We start from the raw sequence: 21,960 nt of genomic DNA, 5'->3' as shown, positions 1-21,960 counted from the left end.
CCCAAACTTAATCTAGCATCCCCAAACTCAAGGCTCGGCAGATTCACGCATTACAGCCAAAAAACACCCGCTTTTGCTTCCATTTACTACCCCAAATCTACCTTTGCTTCAGCGTTTGAGGTTAAGTGAATGAAAGCTAAGAAGCTGATGGCGGTTGTGTTATTTCTGATTCCTTTAATTGCTGATTTATTTGTCCCTGGTTCAGGTGTTGCGATCGAGTTAGCCTTCCTGATTTGGGAATTGCTGGAACCGGAGGAAAACTGAAGAAGCGTTACAGATCTACGGGCACAGCAGTGCTGTGCCCCTACGATAGATATGGTTGAAATATGAGAAAACTGCTGTAAATTGGGAGTTATCTTTCAACTTCATCCACTTCTTTGGGAACTCCAGCCGTTAACACTTCATGTCCGGTGCTGGTTACTAACACATCATCTTCAATGCGAATCCCAATCCCCACCCAACGCGGATCGGTTTGAGGTTGGTCTTCTGCAAGTTTGGTATCTGGCACAATATACAATCCAGGTTCTACCGTCAGTATTTGTCCTGGTTGTAAAATCTGGGGGTTTTCACCATGCTGATAAACACCGACATCATGAACATCCAAGCCTAGCCAATGACTTGTACGGTGCATATAGTAGGGCTTATATTTTTCTTCCTCAATTAACTTATCAACTTCGCCCTTGAGGATACCAACTTCTACTAAGCCTTCTGTAAGGACGCGCACGGCTGTATCGTGAACTAAATTGAAGGGATTACCCGGTTGAACTTGCGCGATCGCTTTTTTCTGAGCTTCTAAAACAATCTCATACAATATCTTTTGTTCTGGTGTAAACTTACCACCTACCGGAAATGTCCGGGTAATATCGGAGTTGTAATAGCCATAGGCACAACCAGCATCAATCAGCAGTAATTCGCCATCCTGCATTTGGCGCTGATTCTCTATATAGTGCAAGACGCAAGCATTCACACCCGAAGCGACAATGGAAGGATAGGCTGGCCCCATTGCACCCCGCAACCGGAAAATGTGTTCTATTTCTGCCTGAACTTCATACTCATAACGTCCCGGTGCGGTAAATTTCAGAGCATGATTATGTGCTTCAATAGCGATCGCAGCTGCTTGACGCATCAATTCCAACTCAGCTTCACTTTTTACCAATCTCATGCTGCTGAGAATTGCGCCTGTATCTTCAATCGCAATTGGCCCTGTACCCCGCTTGGGATAAGTCCGGAGGAGACTTTGATAATGTTTGAGAACCGTGTCGTTAAAAGTGCGATCGCGTCCGAGATGATAGTAAATGCGATCGGCTTTTTCTAAATATTGGGGTAATTTCTCATCTAGTTCGTGGATGGGGTAAGCTTCATCAGCACCATACAACTCTTTGGCTGCATCGACTCCACAGAGATAACCAGTCCAAACTTCTTTTTCCCGATCCTTGGGTTGGACAAACAACACAAACTGATGTTCTGGGTGATTGGGTGCTAACACAGCTACCGCTTGCGGTTCGTTAAACCCAGTCAGATAGAAGAAATCACTGTCTTGGCGATAAGTGTATTCAACATCGTTGTGCATCACAGCCATTGGCGCACTGCGAAAAATGGCAGTACCATTACCAAGTTTTGACATCAATTGCTGACGACGCTTCTGATATTCTGCTTGCATAGCTAGTTTATATCTCAAATTATGCTGATATCTTAACCTTTGAACGCTACAGATTGCAGATATCACACTTATTATAAGTAGTTACTAATTTCCAGTATATCTAGCAATATTTTTTAAATTTACTAGCATTTGGCGATTATTTTGAGTGCTTATAGCAAACTTTAGGCATCATTTTTTCACAATACAAAGTCATCATTTATTAATATTCTTCTAAATCTGAATTATATCACATTGTAATTCCAAATCTTATCCGTGATTTAATCCATATTGGATGTACTTGTATTGAAAATTTATGCAAAATTGGGCGTACAAAATATCATAATTCAAATATCATATTTGAGATTTCAAACAAAGTTTCCTATGTAGCATTACCATATTTATTTTTATGTTAAACATTGACTTTATTGCTTTATCCATAAAACATGACATTGGCAAAATATTTTTTCTAATTGCTCATTATGAGCTTGATAATGTTTGATAGATCAACTATAAGAAGAGATAGCAATATTTATATATGTTGGCTTTTAGTAAAATCAAATAATTATAAAAAAATATTTAATGGCTAATAAATGTTATTTAAGAACAGAAATTATTTATCCAAAAAAGCTAAAACTTTTATAACAACTAGCCATAAAAACACCCCATGTCTGATAAATCGCTGGATACAAATAGCTTGTCATCAGCACCTTTAGCAATAACTGCATCTCCTTTTGATGGAGCTTCTAATTCTGGTTATATAAATAGAAGTTCTGCATCAGAACTAACAAGTGAAGTGCCAAATACTGTATCAGCACAATCTTTATTTGGAGGAGCAAACAATAATCCCAATCCCTACTTAAGTAGTGCCGCGATCGTGCCTGATTTCAACGGCGATGGCAAAACAGATAAAATCTGGGTTGATGCTCAAACTGGTGACACTCAGGTTTGGTTGATGGATGGAACAACCGTTGCTGCTAAAGGTTCTTTGGGCCAAATCGATTTAGCATCAACGGTTTACAAAATTGGCGATTTCAACGGCGATAATAAGACAGATTTCTTGTTACGCAATCAGGTGACAGGGCAAAATACCATCGTACTGATGGATGGCACAAATGTTGCTAGGCTAGTTCCTCTAGATACCCTAGACTCATCCTGGACGCCACTGATTGGGGATTTCGATGGCGATCGCAAAACTGATATCTTCTGGCGTAACACTCAAACAGGTGAAAACGCCCTCTGGCTGGTAGATGCTACCAACCCAGGTCAAGCCGTGAAAAGTGGAACCAAGCTTGATGCTCTCGATCCAAGCTGGACTCCTACTATGGTTGACTTCGACGGTAATGGTATAACTGATATCTTCTGGCGCAGTGCCACAGGTGAAAACAGCGCTTGGTTTATCAATGGTACGCAAGTTAATCAGAGTTCTCTCCAATCACAAGATCCCAGCTGGAATTTTACCGTTGGCGATTTTAACGGTGATATGCGTTCTGACTTCTTGTGGCGGAACACGACAACAGGTGAGAACAAAGTTTGGCTGACAAATTCTCTCATCCCAAATAACGTCTTCTTCACCGAATCATCTCTAACAACTCTTGACGCTAACTGGACATCTAGCATTGCTGATTTCAATGGTGATGGTAAGACTGATATCTTCTGGCACAACCAGTCCACTGGTGAAAACACCTCATGGTTAATGGATGGCGGAACTATTGTTACTCAAACTTTCCTCGCACCCAGTTCCACAACCGCGCAAGCAACATTTGGCGATTTCAATAATGATGGTAGAACCGATATCTACTGGCGCGATTACGGCACAGGTGCGGATGAAATTTGGACAACAAATCCAGATGGTACAACAGTAACTAGAACTCCTGTTGCAGATACAGATAAGCTTCCCGCAGTACAAGTAGGAGAAGATGGTAATCCCCTAGTAGGCCCAGATGGTCTACCTCTGAAAAAGTGGATGACTTTCTAGAAAATAGTTGGTTGATTCGCGATCGCATAAAGACTCGCTAGGCTATGGTAGCTAAATTGAGTAGAGTTAAGCCTCAATATTTTTCTATTTCTACTCAGTAGCCTGTAAACAAAAAGTTTCACTCCGGAACACACGAGAAGTTCAAGGTAATTCTACCGTCACATCAATACCTCATCTCAGAGTGTTATTTGAGATGAAACCACAGATAAACATAGATACTTTATCTGTGGTTACTTGTCTCCTTATTAAAATTTGTAACTCAAAGTCTGAATTACGCTCTTTTCTGGTAGATTACTAGGGCTAATACTTATACTATCGCTATCACTACGACGTACTGTTATACCCTGCATCAAGTTGAGAAAGTCATCTACTGGAGAAATTTCGCACTTAGAAGCATCTGCTGCCTTTGTACGATAATGAGTAGGAATTATCAGTTTGGGATTTAAAATTTCCACTGCTTGCTTGGCTTCTTGGGCATTATAGGCTTTTGCACTACCCCCAACCGGAACAAATGCGACATCGGGACGCCCCATCAGGATTTTTTGTTCGGCAGAAATGGGCGCAGCAGCACCTCCCAAGTGCAGGATATTAATTCCGCCTTGTTTCCAACTCCAAGCAGTATTAACACCAAATTGCTTACCACCTTTGCGATCGTGGTCTATGGCAATTCCTTGGAACTTAATGCCTTGGAACTCATAAACTCCAGGTTCGTAGATGAGTTTAGGTTTTCCTGGGAGTCCATCTACTGCACCTTCATCTAGCAATTGACTGCTAATCATAACCAAGTCTGCGGCCACTTTCGGGGGACGATACCCAGCCGTACAGCCAACAGGTCGAAATGGATTGACGAGAATTTTGACACCGCCACCCGTCAACAAAAAGCAAGTATGACCCAACCACTGAACTGATAGACCGCTAGATTGCGCGTCAGCTTGAAATTCAGAACCTAAGGTAGTAAGAAAAGCTGTTGCCAAACCCGCCCCAGCATAGCCCATCAACTGTCGTCGTTTCATTAATTACTCTCTCGACTGTAATTCTTCCAGAAAGTTTCGCAGCAATTGCTTGCCTGAAGATGTTAAAACACTCTCTGGGTGAAACTGGACGCCTTGAATGTGCGGATAGTTCCTGTGCCTTACTCCCATAATAGTACCATCCTCCACCCAAGCAGTAATTTCCAATACATCGGGGCAAGTTTCGCGGTCAATCACCAGACTGTGATATCTGGTTGCAGTTAGAGGATTTTCTAATCCCCGAAAAACTCCTACCCCAGTATGAGTCACCTGAGAAGTTTTGCCATGCATCAATTCAGGAGCAGAAACGATTTTACCACCGAATACCTGACCAATGCTTTGATGTCCTAAACATACGCCTAAAATTGGCAGATTAGAACCTAGTTGTTCAATTAAATCTAGGCTAATCCCGGCATCTTCAGGACGACCGGGCCCGGGAGAAATTACTACAAGCTCAGGATTTAAAGCCCGAATTTCATCTACAGATATTTTATCGTTGCGAAAAACCTTAATATCTGCTGCTACAGGGAACTCTGCTGCAAGTTCTCCGAGATACTGCACTAAATTATAAGTAAAACTATCGTAATTATCGATGACTATAATCACAGCTGATAACTCCTGGTCAGATTACTTCTTATTATTTTGTTTAATTGTCACCAGATTTGAATTGCTGTAAACGTCATCAATTATGAAATGAAAAGGTTACACCGAGATAGCTGACATAATTAAAGTTGCTAGAGGCGGTAGTATGAGCATACTCGCTACGAGAACAGCGACCAAAGCCGAAACCAGCACAGCACCAGCTGCACAGTCCTTAGCAATTTTCGCCAACTCATGATATGTCTGCTTCACCGTTAAATCGACCAGCGACTCAAGGGCTGTATTCAGTAACTCTAAAGCTAAAACTAAACCGCTAGTAATCCCAATAACAGCTATTTCCACAGCTGATAAATGTAGAACAATGCTGGAGGCGATCGCCACAGCACACACACCTACATGAATGCGGAAATTACGTTGCGTTTTAAAACTATAGCTAATTCCAGCCCAGGCGTATTTAAAACTAATCAATAAATTAGTGGCGACTTGCCAGGAGAATTCCCGTTCTTTAGTCACAAGTGTTGGTAAGCGGTTTGACGTTGGTGGTGGAGAAACTTGTTGGGACATAGGCTTAAAGATCATAGAGTCGAAGTAGTTAAAGTTGGAATATCCGCCGATTTTAATGGCGTAATCAAGTTTTAGGCAATTTATTGGGATGTTCTTGGAGAACAGAGATAAATAATAGTGTTACTCTATGTCAAGAGCAATACCTATTTCTCTCAGCAATATTACTTGCTGCTTTAACATTCTTTCTAAACTTTCTTCATCAGGATGATCCCAGCCCAATAGATGCAGTAGACCGTGAGCTACTAGCCAGGCCAGTTCGGTTTGCAAACTATGCTGCTGCTGTTGGGCTTGACGTTTTGCAGTATCCACAGATACCACGATATCCCCTAAATATAAAGGCATAGAGGCAAACATTTCCTCATTTTGAGGGCAGTCTACCTCTAAAGCAGCAAAGGCTAAAACATCCGTAGGTTTATCTTGCTGACGATACTGAGCATTCAACGACTGAATTTCTGCATCATCTGTCAACCGTAGCCCGATTTCATAACCTGGTGCGGTTGGAAGATCTGAGTGAAGTATTTCCAACCAGCATTTAAACCAGCGTTCCCAAGTTTCTTCTGCTATCCGATTATCATTAGTCCCCAAATCTTCAGTTTTTTCTGGGGACGATTCATAAAAACAATCTTGTACATCTAGTTCAACTTGCACTAGCTACAAAGTCTCCTCATAACTCGAAGTTTGGGTTAACGATCAGCGAGTTAGGTAAGCAAGACCTACGAAGACAGCTAACAGCCCTATGGTGGTAAGCACAAAATGTTTGATGGACGTACCACCTTTGCGCACCATATTGCGCATGGCAAGTTTGACGTAACTAGGTTGAGTTTCCGTTGACGGAGAGTTGCTCATGATGATTTGATAACAAACTCTTTTATATATAAATGTAACAGTTTACCTAGCGTAAAACTGTCATTTTCTTCATTTGTTATTGGTCAAGAGTTAAGGGACAAGGATCAAGGGTAATTCTTAGTTTCCCCACGCCTCCTTGTCCCCTTTCCTTAGTCCCTAATCATCGGTTGTTTGTTCCCAATTAAGCCGGAGTACTTTCTACTAATTGGTTTTCTTGTCGCAGATAGGCTTGAATGAACGCATCAAGGTCGCCGTTCATGACATCGGTAATGGCAGTGGTTTCTACGTTGGTACGCAAATCTTTCACCATCTGGTATGGGTGAAACACATAGTTACGGATTTGGTTCCCCCAAGAAGCTTCTACCATATCACCGCGAATTTGGGCGATTTCTTGGGCGCGTTGTTCTTGGGCAATGACTAGCAGCTTTGCTTTCAGACGAGTGAGAGCTTTCTCTTTATTTTGCAGCTGCGATCGCTCTTCTGTACAACGCACAGCAAGACCCGTGGGAATGTGAACAATGCGCACTGCTGTTTCTACTTTGTTGACATTCTGCCCACCTTTACCACCAGAACGGGATGTAGTAATTTCTAAATCTTTTTCGGGAATTTCCAACTGCACAGAACTATCTATTTGTGGCATTACTTCCACTCCAGCAAAACTGGTTTGGCGTTTGCCGTTGGCGTTGAATGGAGAAATTCGCACTAAGCGATGCGTACCAGTTTCTGAACGTAGATATCCATAGGCATAGCGTCCAGTAATTTCCAAGGTAGCCGATTTAATTCCAGCTTCATCACCTTCTGACTCTTCTGCTAAAGTCACTTTGTAACCGTGGGCTTCTGCCCAACGAGTATACATCCGCATTAGCATAAATGCCCAATCTTGGGCATCCGTACCACCAGCGCCAGCGTTAATTGTCAGTACTGCCCCCTTATCGTCGTAGGGGCCGGAAAGTAACTGCTGTAACTCCCACTGATCGAGTTCGTGATTGAGTTTGGTAATGGTAGATTCCGCTTCTTCCAACAACCCTTCGTCAGTTTCTAACTCCAACAACTCAACCACAGCCTTGGTATCTTCCAAATTAGCTTGCCATTGATGATACTGCTGGAGATGGGCTTTCAGGTCGTTGAGTTCTTGCAGTGTTTGTTGCGCTTGGGTTTGGTCGTTCCAAAATTCTGGCTGGGCAGAAATTTGTTCCAGGTCTTGAATTTTGGCAGTCAGTGCAGGTATGTCAAAGATAGTCCTGGGTTTTACCCAGGCGGTAAGACAACGTTTCGATTTCGCGTTTGAGTTCTAAGACTTCCATAGTGCTTGCTAAAAAATAGAGCGCTTCGATTATGAGGAAGTTGCTCTTATAATTCTATTTGTCTTTTTGATTTTAGCTGTTGTTGGGCAAGTTCTTCCGTCCCAGTTGTCTAAGTTGCTAAAATTATTTGCGGTATATTAATATGCACCCGAAAGAAGATAGCTCTTTTTTTTATGTACGTGTCCCAGCACGAGTTTTAGGATGCCTGCGTAGTGGTGAAATTACTATTATTCTCTTTCCTGGGCATGGGTTAGTGCTAATAGAACCAATTCCGACCGATTTCATTCCTGAAAACTTAAGAATGCCTAACAGTGAGTTTGATGTGTTGTTCAAACATCCTGGGCGAGAGATGGTTAGAGTCTTGCGTCACAATGAATTATGTCCAGAAATTGATGCGAGCAAGGAGTAAATTTCAATTTATCTCAAGCATTTAATAATCAATATATAAAAATCTATTTTTATCAAAAAATTCTAAGTTTTTATTACTGCTTATCCCTTACTAAACATAGTATACAAAATTTACTTGATGTTTTATGGCAATTAAAAAACCGTGGTTGCTTTACAGTTAACCACGGTTGACAGTTTCTGAAAGTTTTCTGTTTATGGATGCTTAATCACGGCCATTCAGGGCGATTAGCAACCGCAAAATAAAAATGAACAGGTTGATGTATGTGAGGTACATAGACAAAGCCGCAGGTAAGTACTGATCGTTGCGATAATTACGTGGCAAGATGTAGAAATCAACCACGGATGCGCCAGCAAACAGAAATACCCCCAAACCAGAAATGGCGATTTCTAACCAAGTTGGCGTATAAACACCGAACAAAGCAAAGACAAATTGAGTTAGACAAACCACTACCAAAGCAATGATGCCGAGAGAGATGGTTTTTGTCAAAGCCATCCCGTCTTGTTCGGAAAGATTGGAACCAATTTGACGGGCGACGATAAAGGTGACGCCACAACCAAGGGCAGCTAAACCAATGCCTTGAATACCAACGCCTTGGGTTCTTAAGGCGAGGTGTACTAAACCACTGAGAGTATATCCAGATAGGAGGCTGTAGGTAGCTAATAGGGGAAGTGCTAAACCCTTGTTGCCTTTTTCAGCAACATTTTGGGCAACAAAGAACAAAATTAACTCCAGAATGACCGCACCAATGAAGGTGGGGAAGAATAATCCAGGGTTAGTACGGATAATTCCCAAACCTCCGTAAGTTCCCAATGCAGTCAGCACAAGGCCGCCACCAACATAGGGAAGGGCATTGGCAATTACATTTGGCCCTACGAGGGCTTGAGATCGAGCCTCACGAATAGCGTCACGAAAATTGCTAGTATTGCTCATCTTGAAAACTTGTTTTGTGGATAAACATCCTGTCTACTCCCATTTTTACCAAGATTTGCGGCTAGTCACCAGTAAGTCACACTAGAGAAATTATGTTTGTTAATGCGATCGCCAAATTAGAAAAACCGTTTTGTTTTCAACAATCGTAGTCTTCAAAAACATTACTGACAGCATATTCTTGGGTTTTTCTTGCCAAGGGGAATGGTATTGCCAGCGAGACTTGGAGCAAATTCAGAAATTGGTAAAACTGTCTAACCAGTGAGAAGGAAAAACCCTAATTCAGAGATTAAATGGCAACATTTGTTCTGGCTATTAATGCAACACTTCTCTGCATTTTGCTCGGTTATGACACGTGCCTGTTTCACGATCGCTGTATTTTTCGGCAGAAATAGTTGAGTTATGTTGCGGTAAATAAAGAAGATGATTCATCCAAACAGCGATCTAGAAAATAAAATTTAGCCCCCACAGATAATCATAAAAAAATTCAGCGTAGTTAGCGAAAATCATGCGTGTAAATACTGAATCATAGACTGGAGACCCTGATAAGTTCAGTATAACGACGATGGTTTATTCAGCGTCGTCTAAGGAAAATAATTACAGATTTGATGACACTATACGCAACTCCATTTTTTCAGGAAAAGGAGTTACAACAAAGGAATTTTTATATGGCAGCAAGTGAGTCCTCTGTGCGAATAGATGGTATAGAGTTATTGCACTTATACCACCAGAATCCTTCTATTAAACTGCGTAATCAACTTGTACAGCTACATACTGGCTTAGTACGGAAGATGGCTCATAAATTTAGCCATCAATGTAATGAACCTTATGAAGATTTAGAACAAATTGGTTATTTTGGTTTAATTAGGGCAATTGAGCGCTTCGATCCCAGCCAAGGATATGCGTTTAGTTCCTTTGCTGTACCATATATTCGTGGTGAGATGCTGCATTTTCTGCGCGATCGCAGTACTCTATTAAAAATTCCTCGCCGTTGGCAAGAACTATATAATGAGGGGCAAAAGGTTCGCAAAGAATTAGCAATTGCTTTGGGTCGTCCTCCGAAAGATTCGGAAATTGCTAAACAGCTTCAGGTATCTGTACAAGAATGGCAAGAAACTAAATTAGCTGCACAAAACCGGATGCCTTTAAGTTTAGATGCTACCGCAGTTCACTATGTTGATTGCCAAATAACTTTGGGTGAAGCCCTTCCTTGTCCTCGTTCTAGTGCGCTTCAGCAACAAGAAGAAGAACGTCAACAACTCCAAGGTGCAATCAGTTTATTAGAAGAAAAACCCCGGATGGCAGTTGAATTAGTATTTTTAAAAGAACTTTCACGTAAAGATGCTGCTAAAAATATTGGCACTAGTCCCATGACTGTAACGCGATATCTGCAAAAGGGAATTCAAGATCTAATTTGCTATTTGCAACCACAGGCTGTAGCAACAGGGTCATAGTCAATAGTCTCAAGATTATTAACTGTTGACCCTTGACCCTTAACTTATTTATCGAGATTTTAAATCAGCGATCGCACCTTTCGTCATAGCCGCAATAGCTTTATCGGTCGCTTTTGGTAGATGATAATACTTACCTCCGGCGGTTTGGGCTAATTCTTTAGCAAAACCAGTGGAAACAAATTTACTTTCCGTATCAATTACTAACAGTTGCATCCCCAAAGCGCGAATTCTAGCAGCAATTTCTAACAATTCGCTTTTGATATCTGGTTTTTCTCCTGGTTCTAGCTGTTCGCCTAAGGAACGTGCTAAGGGAATATTACCCCGCCCATCGGTGATCGCTACAACTACTACTTGCCCAATATCTCCACTCATTTGAGCATTTAACCCAACGCGTACAGCTTGGGTTAAACCATGCGCTAATGGGGAACCACCACCACAAGGTAGCCTTTCCAAACGGTTGCGTGCTAAAGCAATGGAACGAGTCGGGGGTAATAATACCTCTGCTTGTTCGCCACGGAAAGGAATCAACGCCACTTGGTCGCGGTTTTGATATGCTTCAGTTAAAAGTTGCATCACTGCACCTTTAGCTGACTGCATCCGGTTGAGAGCCATCGAACCAGAAGCATCTACCACAAATACTACCAAGGCTCCGGCTTTGCGTACTAAGCGCTTGGCGCGAATGTCTCCTTGTTCGACGATAACTTTGCGATCGGGGTGTCTTTCTCGACGTGCTTTCTGATACGGAGCAGCGGCTCTCAATGTGGCATCTACGGCAATGCGTCTTACCTTGCCTTTGGGTAACATTGGCTTAATGTAGCGCCCTCGGTCTTCTGAGAAGATGATGCTGCGGCTACCAGACTTACCTTGCCTCTTAGCCATCTGGGCAAAATAAAGCACACTATCATCAAGTATCACACCCTCCGGATCGAAAATAAATTCTTCAGGAATGCTGGGTGGTTCTTGTTGTTCTTGTTCCTCTTGTTCTTGTTCTTCTTCCTGTTCCTCTTGTTCTGATTCGTCTTGATTTTCTGGTGGTGGGGGAGGAGGTGGCGGTGGTGGGGGTGCTTGTTCTGGTGGTGGTGTCTGCACTACTGTCGCCCGCGGGACAATTACTAATTCCACAGCACGGCGCAAGTCTTCTGCATTGACGGTGTTGCGTCCATCTAAAGCCGCAGCAGCTTTGGCGACTCTAACAGCAAATAACTCGGCGCGGTGTCCTTCAACGCCGCCACGAATGGCTTCATTAACTAAATAGGTAATTTGATCGTGGGTAATGGTGACATCTTTCAACCATTCCCGCGCCAAGATAATTTGCGTTTTGAGCGCATCTAAGTCTTCGTTGTATTGTTGAAGAAATTCTTGGGGAGACTGAGAATAAGCGATCGCTTGCTCGACTGCTTGTACTCTTTGATCTAAGCCGAGTACTCCATCTGCGGAGAGTGCGATCGCAATTCTATCTAGTAAATGCTCCCGTAATGCACCTTCTTCTGGGTTGTAGGTAGCAATAAACAGCGGTTTGCACTGATGCTGAAAACTTATCCCTTCCCGTTCAATTTGGTTGCGTCCTTCAGATAATACTGTTAGTAGCTGATTGCTGATTTGGTCGTCTAGTAAGTTAATTTCATCAACATACAACACACCTCGGTTAGCTGTGGCGAGTAACCCTGGCTGAAATATTGTATCGCCTTGCTTTACCGATTGTTCCACATCCACAGAACCGAGAAGTCTGTCTTCTGTCACACCCAGCGGAATTTGCACAAAAGGCGCAGGGATGATTTCTGTGGGGACATCTTGAATGTCTTTATCTGCGTATTCTGCTAAAAGTAGGTCATCCCAATCTTGAGGTTGAGTGGGGTCGCAGTTGCTAATCGAGCCTGGAACAACTTCAATCGGTGGTAGTAGGGCGTGGATAGCACGTGCCATCACAGATTTTGCCGTACCGCGACGACCTGCGATCGCTACTCCACCCAATCCCGGATCGACAGCAGCTAATAGTAAAGCTAGTTTAATCGCTTCTTGCCCAACTACGGCTGTTAGCGGAAACGAAGTGATTTTAGGGGTGATAGTAGGCGCAGGCATGGTTTGGCAATATAGCTAGTCTCGGCTCTTAGCATATCAAGGTTCTGGCACATTTAGAATAAGTGTTATGACAACTTTGCCCACAGAGGGGGATAAAGGACAAACGACCCCATACTGATTTTTATGGCTTATAGTGATTTCAAACTTAGTGAGGTTATTGATTCCTTTGGTTTAATTATCCATGAATCATCTCAATTATTTGCAAGTACTCCAGAGCAAGAATGTAGCGATTTATTATCTACTATACTTGCAGAAAATGTAGATTTAGCTGTAGCTATCAGTTCTGAAAAAGCTCGCAGCGAAATGATAATTAGTCCAATTCTATTAGAAGTTAGACGCAAATTTAATTATCAAATAAGTTTATTTTCTGGAGTTGATTTTACTGTTGATAGCCAACGCGGTCTAAACGGTTTTTGTGATTTTATCTTGAGTCTGTCTTCGGAGCAGTTACTTGTACGCAGTCCGGTGGTTGTCTTAGTGGAAAGCAAGAATGAGAACTTAAGGTCTGGTTTAGCGCAGTGTATTGCCGAAATGGTAGCTGCTCAGTTGTTTAACGAGAAAAATCAAAATCAAATCAAGGCTGTATATGGTGCTGTGACTATCGGTACTATCTGGCAATTTCTCAAGCTGGAAGGAAATATAATTTCTATTGATTTGAGTGAATATTATATCAAGGATATTAAGAAAATTTTAGGCATTTTGTATAGTGCGATCGCCGAAAATAAACTATAAATATATAATCACTATTTGCATTTATTTTGATGATTGTAAGCGCATTATACTTTTACAGTGAGGCAACAATTAATTTCCGTAATAAGATAAACTATCCAAATGCATAAGCTTCTAATATTCCGCGATGCAACACTACTAAAGCAAGCACTGACCCATCGTTCTTATGTTCATGAAAACCCAGGAGAAGGCGAACATAATGAACGTTTAGAATTTCTGGGTGATGCTGTGCTGAATTTCTTAAGCGGTGAGTATCTTTATAATCGTCATCCACATAAAGGGGAAGATGAATTAACCCGTCGGCGTTCTGCATTGGTAGATGAGAAACAGTTAGCAAAATTTGCTATTGAGGTGGGTTTAGATTTCAGGATGCGATTAGGAAAGGGTGCAATTAGAGATGGAGGTTATCAAAATCCTAATTTGCTCAGTAGTACCTTTGAAGCTGTAATCGGTGCTTACTATTTGGATAATAATTCCAATATTGAAGCAGTTCGTGCAATTGTAGAACCGCTTTTTGATTCTGTACCTGAGCAAATAGTTGTGTCTCGCTCTAATGTAGACTCAAAAAATCGCTTTCAGGAATGGGTACAACGCAACATTAATCCAACTCCACCTAAGTATGTCACAGTTCAAGTTGGTGGTTCATCTCACGCACCAGAGTTTATCGCTAAAGTATTTGTGGGCGATCAAGAATATGGAGAAGGTAAGGGACGCAATAAAAAAGAAGCGGAAAAGGCTGCTGCCGAGGATGCGCTAGCTAAGTTGAAGTGAGAATAAATAGTCAGCGTTAAAAATTGAGATAATAAAGGCAGATGGCAGAGGGCAGAAGGGTGATGAAAACTCTGCGATTCTTTGCGCCCCTCTGCGTTTAAAAATAAAATTAAACATTTGCACTGTTCTCCAGAAAAAAGCGATCGCTCTCTCCTTTGCTGCTACCTTGAACAGCCCATACTTATCTCATGAGGTTATTTAAAACTCCAGTATCCGAGAAAAGTTATTTTTTTTGTCAAAAACAATGCATTTGCTTTTAAATTATTCAAAATAGAAGTATAAGAACACAGTTAACAGTTGCTGATTATTAGTGCAAGCTCTTAATTAAAATTTTTGGGATAAATCTAGTTACTTTTAATTTGCTCTTACGATTGTAGTAGTCTGAAATTGAGCCTGTTGAGTTTGGGCAGGTCAAGTTACTGCTCAAACACACATAGTCTTTGGGGAGGTAAATTAAGATGCCCCAACTAGCTCCACATATATTTGAGATTTTATTTCAGCAGGGCGTAAAACACGCATTTGGCATACCTGGTGATTTTGCTTTGACGCTATTTGATGCCCTAGCCGCTAGCAAAATTGAACCCATCATCATGACCCACGAACCCAGTGTTGGCTTTGCTGCTGATGCTTATTCTCGAATTCGTGGCTTGGGTTTAGCCGTAGTTACCTACGGTGTTGGTGGGTTAAATATGGTGAATGCAGTTGCAGAGGCTTATGCCGAAAAGTCTCCATTAGTGATTTTGAGTGGCGCACCAGGTATTCAGGAACGACAGCAGCATCAGTTGTTGCACCACAAGGTCAAAACCTTTGATACTCAGCGACGGGTTTACGAAGAAGTCACTGTCTACGCCACGACGTTAACTGACCCAAAGACAGCCGATAGCAAAATTCATCGCGCCCTTGACTACGCCATGACCTTCAAGCGTCCTGTGTATCTAGAAATTCCTCGTGACTTGGTTTATGCAGAAATTACAGAAGCGGAACATCGTCCACCACCCATCAAGCAAACCGATCCAGATACCTTAAAGGAAGCTGTTGGGGAAACCTTGGAAATGCTGGCACCAGCTAAGTCACCTGTGATTCTTACCTGTGCTGAAGTTCATCGCTTTGGCTTACAGCAGCAAGTAATAGCCCTAGCAGAAAAATTAGGTGTGCCAGTTTGCTCAACCATGTTAGGCAAATCTGTGTTTCCAGAAGGACATCCGCAATACATTGGGATCTACAACGGTGAAGCGGGCGATCCCTACGTCAAGAATACGGTGGAAGAATCAGATTGTCTGCTGATGTTGGGCGTGTTCATGACTGATATTAATTTGGGAATGTTTACTGCCCATTTAAATCCAAGTAGAACAGTCTATGCAACCTCTGAGCGCATTGGCATTAAACATCATGAATATCCCAATGTCAGGTTTGAGGATTTTATTAATGCCTTGTCTAGCAGTACGGCTCTACCCCATTGGCAATTATCCGACATCATGACAATGAAACCCCGTGTTGCTCAATCTCCGGGCAAAATTTCTATGAGTGGAATGCTCTACGAAATCAATCAATTTATTAATAGCAACACCTTACTGGTAACGGATGTTGGGGATAGCCTGTTTGCTGCCGATGACATCCAAATGCGGGAAGGGACATCATTTCTATCTCCCGCATTCTATGCCAGCATGGGGTTTGGGGTTCCCGGTGCGATTGGTTCTCAATTAGCCGATCCGTTGCGGCAGGCGATCGCATTAGTCGGTGATGGGGCATTCCAGATGACGGGTATGGAGTTGCTCACAGCTCAACGTTTGGGACTTAACCCGATTGTCATTGTCATTCACAACGATGTTTTTAACACGCTGCGAGTCATGGCGCATCAACAAGCTCCATTTGTCAATATTCCCAGTATTAACTATGCCCAATTAGCAGCAGTACTGGGGGGTCGTGGCTTCAGCATCGAAACGAGCGAACAATTTCAGCAAGCTCTGCAACTGGCGCGAGCAAGTCTAACCTTCAGCATTCTCGACGTTCATATTTCACCCGATGATGTTTCGCCTGCTTTACAAAGGTTAGGTCTTTTGTTTGCTCAAAAGCTCAAGGGATAAAGGCCTTGCTGAGTTAAAGTTCGGGCATTTCATAGAAGTAGAGGAGTTGAAATCAATGCTATCTGACACTTCTCACCTACGAATAATGACTCTGCAAGCAGATCGTAAAATAATGCAGCTTCCAGAGAGCATCTTTCAGTTTGCTGACGATCTAGGCCCTGCCAAAGTCATTCATATCTACGAACCTACCACTGGTTTAAAAGCCATTGTTGTGGTTGATAACATTGTCTGCGGCCCGGCAATCGGTGGAGTACGCATGGCTGTAGATGTGACGACAGAAGAAGTATTTCGACTAGCACGAGCAATGACTTTGAAAAATGCTATGGCTGAGTTACCCCACGGTGGTGGCAAATCTGCAATTTTGGCAGATCCAAAACTACCTCTGGTTGAAAAAGAAAGATTAGTGCGTACTTTTGCCCGATCGATTAAGGACGTCACCGAATATATCCCCGGCCCTGACATGGGTACTGATGAACGATGTATGGCTTGGGTAAAAGAAGAAATTGGTCGTGCAGTCGGACTACCAAGGGAAAAGGGAGGTATTCCCCTAGATGAAGTTGGAGCGACTGGTTATGGTTTAAGCGTTTGTGCGGAGGTAGCTAGTAGTTTCTGCAACTTGAATTTGGATGGTGCGCGAGTTGTAATTCAGGGTTTTGGTTCAGTGGGAAAACACGCTGCTCGTTTCTTAGCCGAAAAAGGAGCCATCCTAATTGCTGCTGCTGATTCCCAAGGAACGCTATTTCATTCTCAAGGTATTGATGTTAACGAACTAATAGCACTGAAAAATACTGGACAAAGTGTAATCAATTATCGCAATGGTAAAAAACTAGCACGAGATGCAGTTATTGATATTGAATGCGACATCTGGATACCAGCCGCTAGACCAGATGTAATCCATACTGATAATGTCAGCCGCTTGCAAACTCAGCTTGTTCTCCAAGGAGCTAATATCCCGTTTACAGAAGCAGCCGAAAATCTTTGCCATCAACGGAATATTCTGTTCGTACCTGATTTTATTGCCAATGCTGGTGGTGTAATTTGTGCAGCAGTAGAATATCGCGGTGGTTCTTTCACAGATGCTTTCCAGACGATTGCTGAAAAAATCCGCCACAATACGACGGTAGTTTTGGAGAAAGTTTTCCAGACTAGAATGCTACCACGGCAAGTGGCTATAGAACTTGCCAAGCAACGGGTTTGTTCTGTGAAAAACTTCTCATATCTTTAATTGCAAGGGAAAACTCACAGCAAAAGTAGAACCAACCCCAATCTGCGAAACTAAACTAATTTCACCTTGCAGTAATTTTACTAGTCGGGCAACTATTGCCAACCCTAATCCAGTACTTCCAGAAACAAAGGACTTATTACTACAACCGACACGAAAATAGGGTTCAAATATTTGGGTTTGATTTTCTGGAGCAATACCAATTCCGGTATCGGTGACTGCGATCGCCCATTTTTGATCGTCTAATACTTCACACTTTATCTCAATACTTCCAGACTCCGTGTAGCGAATTGCATTACTCACAAGATTTGTGACAATCTGTTGCAATTTTAATGGATCTGTGAATACCTGTTGAGGAGCACGAACGCAATTCAATTCAATCGGTAAGTTTTTTTCCCTAGCCAGAGGTTCCAACATTTCCAATACATTGTTGATTAATTCATAAACATTAGTCAACTCTGGTTCGGGTTGTACCTTGCCTGCTTCATAACGTGAGAGTTCTAAAATATCGTTAATTAGATGAAGTAAATGTCTACCATTGCGTAGCACACGCTCAATATGTTCTAGATTAACTTGGGTATCATTTACTCTATTTTGCTGTCGTTGTTGGCGTAAAAATAAATCTGAGTACCCAATAATTGAAGCTAAAGGACTTTTCAGTTCGTGTGCTAGTTGATGAAGATAGTCTTGATTACTATTAACTAAGCGATTTAGTTCTTCGTTATGGAGTGCTAGGGAATTATATAGCTGTTGTAATTCCCGCAAGCGTTCTTCAAAATAACTATTGAAACACCGAGCGATCGCTTCATCAATCACGGTATCAATTAATCGCATAGCACGCACGATTGCTGTTGGTGTTCCTTGCAATAAAGATATTTCTATAGTCTCAAATATTACTCGTCGTAATAAATGATATTCCCGCGCAATCTCTGCTGGGTCAAAACCTTGCGCAGCTCGTAGAAGCCCATGTTGCCAACTAGCAACCACTATCGACTTAACATCATTCCCCTGAGATTTTGAAAGTACTGTCACCATTGCTTTGAGTACCTCAGGCAGATGATTTTTGATTGCTGTATAAGATAAATCATCAGCGCTTTCAATATGCCGATCTTTACGAACCTCTATTACCCATTTCTGAAGGATAGTGTCAGTTTTTTCAGCCAGTACTTGACTAAAATCCATTATGTTAAATTATGTAAATAGATAGATAAGTAAAATTCTAGATGTAATTAGTTTAGCAAGATTAATATTGAAATAAATAATTAATTAAATTATGCAACTACCTAAAGGTATAGATTTTTAAATTTTTATTTTTTAGATAAATGCTGTGTCTGCTTGATAGCTTGCTATTCCCATTCCAAAACAGTTTGTATTATATTTGACATATTTTTTACTGTTAGCTAAATATTGAAATCGCTGAAGTTTGATGATTGTGCGTTAGCTCTGTCTACAAGCACGAGTCTTGACTAAAGAGTGATAAAATATACAAAAATTAACAATAGCGAATACCTAGAATATATATAGAATTTGGGTATTTAAATCAACAATTTAAATCTCAAGGCAGAGATTTTTACCGATCGCTCGTGCTATATTAACCGAAATTAGAGTAAGTCAGCCTAATCTAGCGCATCACCGTAGGTATCGCTAGAACGGAGGAACCAAATCTTGGGGCGTATCTCGTGAAGGATAAAAGCTAAAGTCTGAAGGCTAAAAAGAAAAAAGTGTTATTACACTTTATCCTTAATACCCTTGACACTTCATCCTTTTAAGAGAGGGGCATCTCTCAGCCCTAGCCCGTCAGCTAACTTCGTAGGCATTGAGAGGAGACTGAAGAGAAGACATTTTTGTAATCTCATCAGTGTCCAAGGCTGGTACTGCTCGGATGATTGTACCCGTGCTTAACATCTGTTGAGGTTCTAAATGATATTGCAACTAAATTTAGCTGCGGTTTTTGCTGTGGCTGGACAAGTAGCTTGGAAAAAAACAAAACCTTTCCTTGTTAAGGATGTTGTCATACTCCCTGCTTTAGGCTTCTTAGGGATAATTTTACTGTGGTGGGTTGTGGCACTCTTCAACCATGAATTAATGCCCACTCCCCCAGAGGCGCTAGTTGCTAATTTAGACTATATTTTAAATCCCTTCTATGAAAGAGGCCCGGGCAACTTGGGAATCGGTTGGTTATTGATAGCCAGTTTACGAAGGGTATTGTTAGGATTTCTCTTAGGCGCAGTTGTAGCAATTCCCCTAGGATTTCTGATTGGGATGTCCAAAACGGCAATGCTAGCCTTAAATCCCATCATTCAAATTTTTAAACCAGTATCGCCTTTAGCTTGGCTGCCAATTTCCTTAGCTATATTTAACTTGGCAGATCCTTCAGCAATTTTCGTCATTTTCATCACTTCTTTATGGCCGACAATTATCAACACTGCCCTAGGAGTTTCTAGCGTTCCCAAAGATTATTTAGACGTGGCAAGAGTACTAGAAATACCACGTTGGCGGCGCATTACCAAAATTATTTGGCCTGCCAGCTTACCCTATATTTTTACTGGATTGCGAATTAGTTTAGGCATTGCTTGGCTAGTAATCGTTGCTGTGGAAATGCTCACCGGCGGTATTGGTATCGGCTTTTTTGTTTGGGATGAATGGAGCCGTTTAAATCTGAGTTCAGTCTTTCTTGCTGTATTAGTAATTGGCTTAACTGGATTAATTCTTGATTACGCTGTGAGCAAAATTCAAGAATTAGTAACCCATCGCCCCACAGTTACTAAATAATTAGATTTTTTCACGCCAAAACCCTCAAAACCTCTTACCTCTGCATAAGGCAAGAATTAATTAATAGCTAAAGCCATGAGTGATATTAATCGCGATCGCTGGAATCGACGTGACTTTCTCTTAGGAATAGGAGCAACAACCGCCTCAATCGCCCTGTCCTCCTGCGCCATTAAAGGGAATACTGGTGCTAGAGGACTCACCGAAGAAGCCTTAGCAATAGAACCAGTAGTTAGATCGCAAGATTTAGAAAAGCCGGATATTACTGTCGGCTATGTACCTGTAAATGATTGTGCCCCATTTGCGATCGCCTGGAAAAAAGGCTTCTTCCGCAAATATGGTTTGAACGTGCAACTCAACCGCGAAGCCAGTTGGGCAACCTCCCGCGACGGCTTAATATTTGGTCGTTTGGATGCTGCACCTGTAGTATCTGGTGCTGTCACCAATGCCAGAATTGGTGCGGAAGGCGCACGCCACGCACCCTTATGCGCCGCCATGACAATTCACCGCCACGGTAACGCCATGACGATGAACAAAGCTATGTGGCATTCTGGGCTGCGTCCGTGGTACGAATACCAACAAAAATATGGCGATGGTGCATTAGAAGCTTTTGGTAGAGATTTTCGCAATTACTTTGACAATCAACCCCCAGAACGCAAAGTTTGGGCAGTCGTGTTAAGTTCTGCCATCTATGAATACTTTGTGCGTTACATCTCTGCGGCAGCTGGTGTCGATCCCCTCAAAGAGTTTCGCGTGATCATCGTACCACCCCCGCAAATGGTGACAAACGTGCGCATTGGCGCAATGCAAGCTTACATGGTCGCCGAACCTTGGAATACTAGAGCAATTACAGGTAACGAAGGCATTGGTTTTACCTTTGCTCAAGGTAAAGAAGTCTGGTTAGGACACCCAGATCGACTATTGGGAGTGATGGAATCTTTCATCGAACAATATCCTAAAACTTATCGTTCTTTAGTCAAGGCGATGATTGAAGCTTGCCAGTATTGTAGCAAACCAGAAAATCGCCAAGAAGTTGCCGAACTAATTACAGATCGTTCCTTTACCGGAGCAAAACCGAAAAAGCCAGGTGCCCCAATTACCAAATTTACAGGGCCAGCAATTCTCGGCAATTACAACTATGGTGGATTTGATGGTAAAGACCGCACCATTAAAGCTGCTGATAATACAATTTTCTTTGATATTCCTGACAACCTTCCCAAACAACCAGGAGAACACTCGACATTTTTATGGAGATCTAGAAGTATCTGGTTAATGACCCAAGCAGCACGTTGGGGACAAATTCATCAATTTCCTAAAAATGCTGAACAGCTAGCCGAAAAAGGTTGGCGAACAGACCTTTATCGCGAGATAGCTTCAGAAATGGGTATTGAATGTCCTAAAGATGATTACAAGGTAGAACCAAAAGAAGTATTTATCGATAAAAAAGGTTTTGACCCTAGCGATCCTGTTGGCTATTTAAATAGTTTTGAAATTAGGGCTAACGCTCCCACTCGCTTTTTTATGTCTTAATTCCCCAGTCGCAATATTGACTAACGACTAAATTATCAGGAGCATTTG

Annotated in this window: 20 protein-coding genes and 1 riboswitch; of the genes, 10 read left to right on the top strand and 10 right to left on the bottom strand. The window is 42.0% G+C overall.

Annotated elements, in window-relative coordinates; genetic code table 11:
• Positions 1-129: 129 nt before the first annotated feature.
• Positions 130-264, top strand: a complete 135-nt coding sequence (locus tag AACU33_RS24840) for a hypothetical protein (RefSeq protein ID WP_339376268.1) — start codon at positions 130-132, stop codon at positions 262-264.
• An 88-nt stretch (positions 265-352) separates the two neighbouring features.
• Here the strand turns inward: AACU33_RS24840 and AACU33_RS24835 are convergent, their stop codons facing one another.
• Entirely contained in the window at positions 353-1,660 is a 1,308-nt protein-coding gene (locus AACU33_RS24835; protein ID WP_096591555.1) for an aminopeptidase P N-terminal domain-containing protein, read from the bottom strand.
• A gap of 643 nt (positions 1,661-2,303) precedes the next feature.
• Here AACU33_RS24835 and AACU33_RS24830 point away from each other — a divergent pair.
• The gene (locus AACU33_RS24830; protein ID WP_096591552.1) at positions 2,304-3,614 is read left to right on the top strand and encodes an FG-GAP repeat domain-containing protein; all 1,311 of its coding nucleotides are present in this window, start codon (positions 2,304-2,306) and stop codon (positions 3,612-3,614) included.
• 245 nt (positions 3,615-3,859) lie between these two features.
• On the opposite strand, the gene AACU33_RS24825 is transcribed toward AACU33_RS24830, so the two are convergent.
• The 6 genes from AACU33_RS24825 to prfB all read right to left on the bottom strand — a co-directional run bounded on the left by AACU33_RS24825 (position 3,860) and on the right by prfB (position 7,938).
• Positions 3,860-4,627, bottom strand: a complete 768-nt coding sequence (locus AACU33_RS24825; RefSeq protein ID WP_096591550.1) for an MBL fold metallo-hydrolase — start codon at positions 4,625-4,627, stop codon at positions 3,860-3,862.
• 3 nt (positions 4,628-4,630) lie between these two features.
• Positions 4,631-5,230: an anthranilate synthase component II gene (locus AACU33_RS24820; RefSeq protein ID WP_096591547.1), complete on the bottom strand. Its 600-nt coding sequence runs from the start codon at positions 5,228-5,230 to the stop codon at positions 4,631-4,633.
• 96 nt (positions 5,231-5,326) lie between these two features.
• A complete protein-coding gene (locus AACU33_RS24815; RefSeq protein WP_096595374.1) occupies positions 5,327-5,788 on the bottom strand; it encodes a diacylglycerol kinase family protein in 462 nt (153 codons plus the stop codon).
• Between the two features lie 120 nt (positions 5,789-5,908).
• Complete coding sequence (ybeY, locus tag AACU33_RS24810; protein WP_096591545.1) at positions 5,909-6,436, bottom strand: rRNA maturation RNase YbeY; 528 nt, start codon at positions 6,434-6,436, stop codon at positions 5,909-5,911.
• Positions 6,437-6,478: 42 nt separating this feature from the next.
• On the bottom strand, positions 6,479-6,634 hold the full coding sequence (locus tag AACU33_RS24805; protein ID WP_096591542.1) for a DUF3285 domain-containing protein: 156 nt from the start codon (positions 6,632-6,634) through the stop codon (positions 6,479-6,481).
• Between the two features lie 181 nt (positions 6,635-6,815).
• A protein-coding gene (gene prfB / locus AACU33_RS24800; RefSeq protein ID WP_096591539.1) for a peptide chain release factor 2 occupies positions 6,816-7,938 on the bottom strand; the annotation gives its coding sequence in 2 pieces (ribosomal slippage) (positions 6,816-7,865 and positions 7,867-7,938; 1,122 coding nt in all).
• A 142-nt stretch (positions 7,939-8,080) separates the two neighbouring features.
• On the opposite strand from prfB, the gene AACU33_RS24795 reads away from it, so the two are divergent.
• Complete coding sequence (locus AACU33_RS24795; protein ID WP_096591538.1) at positions 8,081-8,347, top strand: hypothetical protein; 267 nt, start codon at positions 8,081-8,083, stop codon at positions 8,345-8,347.
• 201 nt (positions 8,348-8,548) lie between these two features.
• Here the strand turns inward: AACU33_RS24795 and AACU33_RS24790 are convergent, their stop codons facing one another.
• Complete coding sequence (locus tag AACU33_RS24790) at positions 8,549-9,277, bottom strand: Bax inhibitor-1/YccA family protein (RefSeq protein WP_096591535.1); 729 nt, start codon at positions 9,275-9,277, stop codon at positions 8,549-8,551.
• A gap of 665 nt (positions 9,278-9,942) precedes the next feature.
• On the opposite strand from AACU33_RS24790, the gene AACU33_RS24785 reads away from it, so the two are divergent.
• Positions 9,943-10,728: an RNA polymerase sigma factor SigF gene (locus AACU33_RS24785; RefSeq protein WP_096595373.1), complete on the top strand. Its 786-nt coding sequence runs from the start codon at positions 9,943-9,945 to the stop codon at positions 10,726-10,728.
• Positions 10,729-10,776: 48 nt separating this feature from the next.
• Here the strand turns inward: AACU33_RS24785 and bchD are convergent, their stop codons facing one another.
• On the bottom strand, positions 10,777-12,807 hold the full coding sequence (bchD, locus tag AACU33_RS24780) for a magnesium chelatase ATPase subunit D (protein WP_096591533.1): 2,031 nt from the start codon (positions 12,805-12,807) through the stop codon (positions 10,777-10,779).
• A gap of 123 nt (positions 12,808-12,930) precedes the next feature.
• Here bchD and AACU33_RS24775 point away from each other — a divergent pair, with 123 nt between their 5' ends.
• From AACU33_RS24775 to AACU33_RS24760, 4 genes are all read left to right on the top strand, one after another.
• Positions 12,931-13,539 carry a hypothetical protein gene (locus AACU33_RS24775; RefSeq protein ID WP_096591530.1) on the top strand — a complete coding sequence of 203 codons (609 nt, stop codon included), beginning with the start codon at positions 12,931-12,933 and terminating at the stop codon, positions 13,537-13,539.
• Between the two features lie 99 nt (positions 13,540-13,638).
• Complete coding sequence (gene rnc / locus AACU33_RS24770; RefSeq protein ID WP_096591527.1) at positions 13,639-14,307, top strand: ribonuclease III; 669 nt, start codon at positions 13,639-13,641, stop codon at positions 14,305-14,307.
• A 458-nt stretch (positions 14,308-14,765) separates the two neighbouring features.
• Positions 14,766-16,391, top strand: coding sequence for an alpha-keto acid decarboxylase family protein (locus AACU33_RS24765; protein ID WP_096591525.1), 1,626 nt, complete (start codon positions 14,766-14,768; stop codon positions 16,389-16,391).
• Between the two features lie 55 nt (positions 16,392-16,446).
• Positions 16,447-17,616: a Glu/Leu/Phe/Val family dehydrogenase gene (locus tag AACU33_RS24760; protein WP_339376267.1), complete on the top strand. Its 1,170-nt coding sequence runs from the start codon at positions 16,447-16,449 to the stop codon at positions 17,614-17,616.
• Here AACU33_RS24760 and AACU33_RS24755 read toward each other — a convergent pair.
• Positions 17,605-18,795, bottom strand: a complete 1,191-nt coding sequence (locus tag AACU33_RS24755) for a sensor histidine kinase (protein ID WP_096591522.1) — start codon at positions 18,793-18,795, stop codon at positions 17,605-17,607. The two genes, AACU33_RS24760 and AACU33_RS24755, sit on opposite strands and share 12 nt — an antisense overlap.
• A gap of 421 nt (positions 18,796-19,216) precedes the next feature.
• Positions 19,217-19,444, top strand: a riboswitch (cyclic di-AMP (ydaO/yuaA leader).
• 89 nt (positions 19,445-19,533) lie between these two features.
• Here AACU33_RS24755 and ntrB point away from each other — a divergent pair.
• Positions 19,534-20,385: a nitrate ABC transporter permease gene (ntrB, locus tag AACU33_RS24750; RefSeq protein ID WP_096591520.1), complete on the top strand. Its 852-nt coding sequence runs from the start codon at positions 19,534-19,536 to the stop codon at positions 20,383-20,385.
• Positions 20,386-20,460: 75 nt separating this feature from the next.
• A complete protein-coding gene (locus AACU33_RS24745; RefSeq protein WP_096591517.1) occupies positions 20,461-21,912 on the top strand; it encodes an ABC transporter substrate-binding protein in 1,452 nt (483 codons plus the stop codon).
• The last annotated feature ends 48 nt before the right edge of the window (positions 21,913-21,960 follow it).

This window comes from Calothrix sp. NIES-2098, assembly GCF_963875125.1.
Taxonomy (GTDB): Bacteria; Cyanobacteriota; Cyanobacteriia; order Cyanobacteriales; family Nostocaceae; genus Aulosira.
This window is presented reverse-complemented; position numbering and strand designations above follow the sequence as displayed.